At 68.4% G+C, this 592-nt stretch carries 1 protein-coding gene; it reads right to left on the bottom strand.

Annotated features, from left to right (window positions below; genetic code table 11):
- Nucleotides 1-498 (bottom strand): translation initiation factor IF-2 N-terminal domain-containing protein (locus D7V97_RS46380; protein ID WP_233583631.1); only part of this gene is annotated, 498 nt, incomplete at its 3' end.
- Nucleotides 499-592: the final 94 nt, after the last annotated feature.

The raw sequence follows: 592 nt of genomic DNA, 5'->3' as shown, positions 1-592 counted from the left end.
CGTCACCACCGGAGCGGCGGGGGCGGCGACAGCTTCCGTGATGGGCGCGGCCGTCACGGCCGGGACCTCCGGAGCCTTCGCCTGGGAAGCCTGCTCCACGGCGGCGGGAGCGCTCTCCACGGCATGCGCCTGGGGAGCCTCCACCTGCGGCTCGGCCTGCGCCGGCTGCTCGTAGGCCTGGTCCGGGTTGTCATAGCCCTGGTCGTTGGACTGGGCGTAGGAGTCCTGGGCCTCCGTGTTGGAGGCGCCAGCGGGCGGGCCGACCCTGCGGCGCACCACGAACCCCTTGGCGGCGACGGGCGGCGCGGCCTGCTTCGGCTTGCGCTTGTCCAGGATCTTCTGGACCGCGGCGGTGGCCTGATCGTCATCCAGCGACGACGAGTGGCTCTTGACGTCGTAACCCAGCCCGGCGAGCTCGGTCACGACCTCCTTGTTGTCGAGCTCAATCCCGTGGCCCTTGAGCTCCTTGGCGATTTCGTGAACGCGCTTCTTCGACATACCTTGATTGGCCTTCTGCTCCGCCGACGACAGGCGCAAGCACCCTAGTCCAAAGCCGAAATTGTGTGCGAGAGGTGCTTAACAACCGCCTCCC

Source organism: Corallococcus sp. CA053C, assembly GCF_003611675.1.
Taxonomy (GTDB): Bacteria; Myxococcota; Myxococcia; order Myxococcales; family Myxococcaceae; genus Corallococcus.
This window is presented reverse-complemented; position numbering and strand designations above follow the sequence as displayed.